The organism is Streptomyces atratus, assembly GCF_014648655.1.
In the GTDB taxonomy this organism is placed as follows: domain Bacteria; phylum Actinomycetota; class Actinomycetes; order Streptomycetales; family Streptomycetaceae; genus Streptomyces; species Streptomyces atratus.
The window spans coordinates 1-6,081 of the sequence record NZ_BMRN01000119.1; the positions used below are offsets into that span (position 1 = coordinate 1).

Consider the following 6,081-nt stretch of genomic DNA (forward strand, 5'->3'; position numbering starts at 1 on the left):
CGACGGTGCGGCCTCGGCCGAGCCGGCGGCCACGGCCGAACCGGCCATGACCAGACCGGCCAGCCCCGAAGCCCGCAACAGAGTACGACGGGACGAAGCGGAGGTGTGTGGGTGCGGAACGCTCATGCGGACTTCGCCTTCCGAGAAGTGCCGAAAACGAGGGAGCGTTCCTGCGGTGGACTGCCATGAGGCGGATGGCTGAAAAGGATCCGGCCGTCGGATGTTCACGACGCGGTGGGCAGGCGCCGGAAGCGGACCGGAAGGGGTAAATCGCCGGTGACGAATGAGCGTCACCGCGGTTGGCAGGGAACCTACGGCGGGTTACGCCGATTGGTCAAGACCTGAATTCGTCGGAATGCGACGCTTCGGTGTCGGAGGTGTCGTTCTCCGCGTCGTCGACCCAGCCCAGCGAGACGCTGATCCGCCGCGCCGCGTCCCGTACCTGGCCGCCCAGTTCCTGGTAGCGCCAGGCCGGCAGGCCGAGCTTGAGGCCGGTGATGGAGATGGCTCCGGCGCACACCGAACGGTCGTCGAAGACCGGTGCCCCGATGCAGATGATGCCCTCGGCGTCCTCCTCGTCGTCCAGGGCGTAGCCGACCCGGGCGATGTCGCGCAGATGCGACAGGAAGGTGGCCGGGTCGGTGATCGTGCGGGACGTACGACGGGGCAGGCCGAACCGCTCGACGACCGCGGCGGCCTCGCTCTGCGGTACGGCGGAGAGCAGCGCCTTGCCCAGGCCCGTGCAGTGCGGCAGCTCGCGCTGCCCCATCCGAAGATCGAGCCGGACGCGCTGGTCGAGCTCGACCTGGTCCACGACGACCGCATGGCCGTCCTCGGGTACGGCGAGCCTGGACGCCATGCCGGTGGTCCGGGTGAGTTCGCGCAGGACGGGGTGGGCGACTCCGCGCAGGGACACCTGGGAGCGGGCCCGGTCGCCGAGCCGGGCCAGGCTCATGCCGAGCCGGTAGCGGCGGTTCATGCCTTCGCCGTCGTCCGAGACGAGGCCGTAGGCACGCAGGGTCTGGAGCATGCCGAAGGCGGCGCTCTTGGAGATGGAGCAGGCCTGGCCGACCTCGGTGACGCTCAGGCCGTTCCCCTGTGCGGGGGCGGCGAGCGCTTCGAGGATGTCCGCTGCCCTGGCCACGCTCTTGACCCAGTACTTCGGTTCTTCTGGGGCAGCACTGTTCGTCATAGCAGAACAGCCTAGTGCCTCCAGGGGGCCGGATGGCGCTTTCTCTGTGAAGAAGGTCTGGGAACGGGCCTTCTGGTGTCCGGAAAGGGGTTGACCGGCCCTGGCGCCGCACGTAATATCCAGGCACTGTTCTGCTCTACAGAACAGTGTTCAGAAAAAGCGAAAACGCACCACCCAAGCACCACGGATCACCCTCTTCCTGCGGCGACTGCCGGGCGGATGGCGCCAGGGACTCACGGGCCGGGCAGGGCCTGCGAAACCGACGACTTTCGACGCAAGGAGCAAGCGATATGAGTTCAGGCCCGGTAGGCAACGAATCCGGAGCCCGACTCGCCGAGCGCGCCCGCCAGGTCGTACCCGGCGGTGTGAACAGCGGTCAGCGCAGCGTTCCCGGACTGACCGACCTGGTCGTCACCGGAACAGACGGCGCACGGTTCCGTACCGCCGACGGACGCGAGTACACCGACTTCCACTCGGCGTTCGGCCCGCCGCTGCTCGGTCACAACGACCCCGACGTGGCCCGCGCCACCGCCGAGGCCGGCGCAACCCTCGGCCACATGGGCGTCGGTGTCACCGAGGGCGAGGTCCTCCTCGCCGAACAGCTCGCCGAGCTGATTCCCTCGATCGAGAAGGTGCTGCTCACCAGCACCGGCAGCGAAGCCACGTTCCACGCGCTGCGCGTCTCCCGCGCCGCCACCGGCCGCCGCCTGGTCGTCAAGTTCCAGGGCTGCTACCACGGCTGGCACGACGCCGTCAGCCTCAACGTCATCTCCGCGCCCGAGAAGGTCGGCGGCCACGACCCGATCTCCACCGGCATCCTGCCCGAGGTCCTCGAAGCCACCCTCGTCCTGCCGTTCAACGACAGCGAGGCCGTCCGCCGCGCCTTCGCCGAGCACGGCTCCGACATCGCCGCCGTGATCGTCGAGCCCGTCCCGCACAACGTCGGGGCGCTCCTGCCGTACCAGGAGTTCCTCACCACGCTGCGCGAGGAGACCACGAAGGCCGGCAGCGTCCTGATCTTCGACGAGGTCATCACCGGCTTCCGCCACGACATCGGTGGCTGGCAGAAGATCTCCGGCATCACCCCCGACCTCACCACCCTCGGCAAGGCCATCGCCAACGGCGCCCCCGTCGGCGCGATCGGCGGCCGCGCCGACCTGATGGACCTCTTCTCCACCCGCCCCGGCGCCCCCGCCTTCTTCGCCGGTACGTACAACGGCCACCCGTTGGTCGTCGCCGCCGCCCTCGCCACCCTGCGAAAGCTGCGCGAGGAGCCGGTCCACGAGCACGTCTTCCGGCTCGGCGACCGTGTCCGCAGCGAACTGACCGGACTGTACGAGCGCCTCGGCGTCCCCGCCGTCGTCACCGGTTACGGCTCCGTCTTCGTCAGCTACTTCATGCCGGGCGAGGCCCCCCGTACCTACGCGGACCTGCTGAACAACGACGCCTCGCTGTTCGTCGGCTACCGCCGCAGGCTCCTCGACCACGGCCTGTTCGAGCTGCCGCTCAACCTCAAGCGCAGCCACATCAGCTACGCCCACACCGACGCCGACGTGGACCGTCTGATCGAGGGCACCGAGGCCGCGGTCAAGGCCGTTCTCGCCGACGGCGGCGCGCGCGACCTGGAGAACACTTCCACCATGGGCGGAGCGACCCGCTGATGCTGACCGTCAACCGCACCCGCCCGGCGGGCCCCGCAGGCCGGATCACCCGCGTCGAGACCCTGATGCTCGGCACCTCCTGGCGCGACTTCGGCTATGTCCGGGTCCACACCGACGAGGGCCTGTCCGGCATCGGCGAGATCACCCACCCCTACCGGGTCAGCGAGGTCTGCGCCCTCACCGAGGCCCTCGCGCAGCGCCACCTCATCGGCGCCGACCCCTTCGACATCGAGGAGCTCTGGCTCCGCGTCTACCAGGGCGACTTCCTGCGCGGCGGCGACATGGGCGGCGTCGCCCTGTCCGGCCTCGACCAGGCCATGTACGACCTGATGGGCAAGGCGCTCGGCGTCCCCGCCTACCGGCTGACCGGCGGCGCCTGCCGCGACGACGTACGCGTCTACGCCAACGGCTGGTACACCGGCGAGCGCGAGCCCGAGACCTTTGCGGCCAAGGCCAGGGAGACCGTTGCGAAGGGCTTCACCGCCCTCAAGTTCGACCCGTTCGGCCCCGGGCTGCACGAGCTGGAGCGCGCCGAACTGCGCCGCTCCGTCGACCTCGTGGCCGCCGTCCGCGAAGCCATCGGCCCGGACGTCGACCTGTTCATCGAGGGCCACGCCCGGTTCGCCATGCCGACCGCGGCCCGGCTCGTCCGGGAGCTTGAGCCCTTCGACATCGGCTGGTTCGAGGAGCCGATGCCCTGGACCCACATCGAGCGCTACGCGGAACTGCGGCAGCGCGCGGCGTTCCCGATCTCCGGCGGTGAGCACTTCCACAACCGCTACGAGTACAAGCAGCTCTTCGCCACCGACGCGGTCGACATCATCCAGCCCGACCTCTCGATGGCCGGCGGCTTCACCGAGGTCAGGAAGCTCGCCGCGATCGCCGATACCCATGGCATGCTCGTCGCCCCGCACAACTCCAACTCGCCGCTCTGCACCACCGTCTCGGTGCACGCGACGCTCGGAATCCCCAACTTCAAGATCCTCGAAACCTTCGACGGGCTCCTTGAGGACTACGTCTTCGACGCCCTCAAGGGCACCCTCCCGATCGTCGACGGCCGCATCGGCCTGCCGACCGCCCCGGGACTCGGGGTCGAGCTCGTCGACGAGGTATTCGAGGAACACCCGCCCAGCCACCGCTTCTGGAACATGTTCGCGGACGGCTGGGAGAAGCGGAACCGGACATGATCGTCGACGTCCATTCGCATCTCTTCCGGCACAGCCACGACTTCACCGACCCGTTCAAGTCCGACTCCGCCCGCGCCCACGCGGGCGAGGTCGACCTCACGGTGAAGTGGGAGGAGTACGCGGCAACGGCACCCGAGGGCACCCGCACGATCGTCGTCGGCGGCAAGGCGCGGCGCAGCGGCCTCTGGGTCGACGACGCCGCCGTCGCCTCGTACGCCGGAGCGCACCCCGACCGGCTGATCGGCTACCTCTCCCTGGACCCCACCCAGCCCGGCTGGCAGGACGAACTCCGCTACGGCCACCAGGAGCTGGGACTGCGCGGCATCAAACTGATGCCGATGTACGCGGGCTTCGACCCGGCCGCCGAGGAGTACGACGAGCTGTACGGCTACGCCGAACGGCACGGCCTTCCGCTCCTCGTCCACACCGGCACGACCTTTGTGTCGAACGCGCCGCTGGAATGGGCGATGCCCCGGCACCTGGACGCAGTCGCCATCCGGCACCCCGAGCTGCGGATGGTCCTCGCCCACCTCGGCCACCCCTTCGAGGGCGAGTGCATCGCGGTCATCCGCAAGCACCCGCACGTGTACGCGGACATCAGCGCCCTGCACTACCGGCCCTTCCAGCTCTGGCACAGCCTCCGGCTGGTCCAGGACTACGGGGTCTTCGACAAGCTGATGTTCGGCAGCGACTACCCGTTCACGACGGTCGACGACTCGGTGAAGGGGCTGCGGGAGATCGCCCGCATCCCCGGCATCCCCGGACTGCCGCCGCTGGATGCGGGCGCGGTGGAGGAGATCATCCACCGGCCGTCGCTGGACCTGCTCGGGTTGAACGGCTGACCGGGCCGTCCCGCATACCTGCCGGTACGGCGCACGGGTCGCCCCCCCCGTCATCCGGGCGCCGTACCGGCAGCCGGGCCGCCGCGCTCCCACCCTGTGTCCCTGCGCGGCGGCCCGCCCTTCTCCGTACCTCTCCGCCTGGAGGAACCCCCGCCATGACCGCAGCCGTCCCGCCCCGCGGCAGTGACCGCTTCGACCTGACCGGCCGCACCGCGGTCGTGACCGGAGCCGCCCGGGGCCTCGGCCGGTCCTTCGCCGTCGGCCTCGCCGAGGCGGGTGCCGATCTGGTTCTCGTCGACCTGCCCGGTGCCGACGGCGTCGCCGAGACCGCGGCGGCCGCCCGGGCGCTCGGCCGACAGGTCCGCACCTACGGTCAGGACCTCGCGGACATCGACGCGCTGCCCGGCTTCGTCGATGCCGTACGCGCCGAGGCAGGACCGCTGCACATCCTGGTCAACAACGCGGGAACGGCGGCACTGGAACGCTTCAACGAGATCACCCCCGCAAGCTGGTCGCACATTATGCGGGTCAACGTCGACGCCGTCTTCTTCCTCAGCCAGCGCATCGCCGAACACATGACAGCGGACACCGTCGCCGGCCGCATCATCACCATTACGTCGAAGAACGCCCTGGTGGCGGAGGCGGGCCTGGCCCACTACAACGCCTCCAAGGCCGCCGCCCAACTGCTGACCGAGACCCTGGCGGTCGAGCTCGCCCCGCACGGCATCACCGCCAACACCCTTGCCCCCGGCATGGTCGAGACCCCCATCGACGGCGAATTCCCCTTCGACCGGGAGGCCTTCGAGTCCGCGTACCGCGAGCGGATCCCGCTCGGCAGGTACGCGCAGCCGGACGAATGCGTGGGCGCACTGCTGCTGCTCGCGTCGGATGCCGGGGCGTACCTCACCGGGGCGCGCATCGTCGTCGACGGGGGAGTCCTCGCCGACCAGATGCCGCGCATGCGATTCATGCCGCCGTACCGCAACACGATCTGACTGCGACCGACCGGTCCTCATCGAGCACGCATCGACAACGCGAGGAGTACCTCCGCCATGGCCGTCCATGCATCGTCCCCAGCCAAGTCCTCCGCCTCGTCCTCCGCTTCGTCCCGTCGTACTCTGTTGCGGGCTTCGGGGCTGGCCGGTCTGGTCATGGCCGGTTCGGCCGTGGCCGCCGGCTCGGCCGAGGCCGCACCGTCG

5 protein-coding genes are annotated in these 6,081 nt (G+C 69.9%); 4 read left to right on the plus strand and 1 reads right to left on the minus strand.

Going from position 1 to position 6,081, the window contains the following annotated elements:
- Window positions 1-334: 334 nt before the first annotated feature.
- Window positions 335-1,192: an IclR family transcriptional regulator gene (locus IEZ15_RS43235; protein WP_189282408.1), complete on the minus strand. Its 858-nt coding sequence runs from the start codon at window positions 1,190-1,192 to the stop codon at window positions 335-337.
- Window positions 1,193-1,482: 290 nt separating this feature from the next.
- Here IEZ15_RS43235 and IEZ15_RS43240 point away from each other — a divergent pair, with 290 nt between their 5' ends.
- The 4 genes from IEZ15_RS43240 to IEZ15_RS43255 all read left to right on the plus strand — a co-directional run bounded on the left by IEZ15_RS43240 (window position 1,483) and on the right by IEZ15_RS43255 (window position 5,877).
- The gene (locus tag IEZ15_RS43240) at window positions 1,483-2,853 is read left to right on the plus strand and encodes an aspartate aminotransferase family protein (RefSeq protein ID WP_189282409.1); all 1,371 of its coding nucleotides are present in this window, start codon (window positions 1,483-1,485) and stop codon (window positions 2,851-2,853) included.
- Window positions 2,853-4,040, plus strand: coding sequence for a mandelate racemase/muconate lactonizing enzyme family protein (locus IEZ15_RS43245; RefSeq protein WP_189282410.1), 1,188 nt, complete (start codon window positions 2,853-2,855; stop codon window positions 4,038-4,040). Before IEZ15_RS43240 ends, IEZ15_RS43245 begins: the two co-directional genes overlap by 1 nt.
- A complete protein-coding gene (locus IEZ15_RS43250) occupies window positions 4,037-4,882 on the plus strand; it encodes an amidohydrolase family protein (RefSeq protein WP_189282411.1) in 846 nt (281 codons plus the stop codon). The genes IEZ15_RS43245 and IEZ15_RS43250 overlap by 4 nt, the downstream gene beginning before the upstream one ends.
- A 155-nt stretch (window positions 4,883-5,037) precedes the next feature.
- The gene (locus tag IEZ15_RS43255) at window positions 5,038-5,877 is read left to right on the plus strand and encodes an SDR family NAD(P)-dependent oxidoreductase (protein WP_189282412.1); all 840 of its coding nucleotides are present in this window, start codon (window positions 5,038-5,040) and stop codon (window positions 5,875-5,877) included.
- Window positions 5,878-6,081: the final 204 nt, after the last annotated feature.

Coding starts and splice junctions, on each gene's coding strand:
- IEZ15_RS43235 (WP_189282408.1), bottom strand. CDS start 1,192: ATGACGAACAGTGCTGCCCCAGAAGAACCGAAGTACTGGGTCAAGAGC.
- IEZ15_RS43240 (WP_189282409.1), top strand. CDS start 1,483: ATGAGTTCAGGCCCGGTAGGCAACGAATCCGGAGCCCGACTCGCCGAG.
- IEZ15_RS43245 (WP_189282410.1), top strand. CDS start 2,853: ATGCTGACCGTCAACCGCACCCGCCCGGCGGGCCCCGCAGGCCGGATC.
- IEZ15_RS43250 (WP_189282411.1), top strand. CDS start 4,037: ATGATCGTCGACGTCCATTCGCATCTCTTCCGGCACAGCCACGACTTC.
- IEZ15_RS43255 (WP_189282412.1), top strand. CDS start 5,038: ATGACCGCAGCCGTCCCGCCCCGCGGCAGTGACCGCTTCGACCTGACC.